Origin of the sequence: Pseudomonas sp. SIMBA_067 (assembly GCF_046534675.1) — a bacterium.
GTDB lineage: Bacteria > Pseudomonadota > Gammaproteobacteria > Pseudomonadales > Pseudomonadaceae > Aquipseudomonas > Aquipseudomonas putida.
The window spans coordinates 1-248 of the sequence record NZ_JAWRYH010001026.1 but is presented as its reverse complement, the minus strand read 5'-3'; the positions used below and the strand labels follow the sequence as shown (position 1 = coordinate 248).

The 248-nt window shown below is 56.0% G+C and carries 1 pseudogene; it reads left to right on the top strand.

The features are described 5' to 3' along the window. A pseudogene (locus tag SB765_RS32320) lies at window positions 1–248 on the top strand (hypothetical protein); the annotation flags it as partial.

Here is a 248-nt window from a genome sequence, read left to right as displayed (position 1 = left end):
CAGTGATATGAATTTTCGGCTCAAACTGGCCAGCATTGTCGTAGGGTCGACGATGCTTTCGAGTGTTTCCTACGGCGCCCTGTACGGTTTCGGCCCGGCAGAAGCCTGGACGATTGCGCAGATAGAGCTCCTGACTGGCACGGTCTCTGCCAACATTGGTGCCTTTGGCACGAGCTTCGGCAGTCAGATGACGTACAAGTTCGAGCAGATCATTTCGGCAGTGGCCATTGCCACCAAGCAAGAGGCGC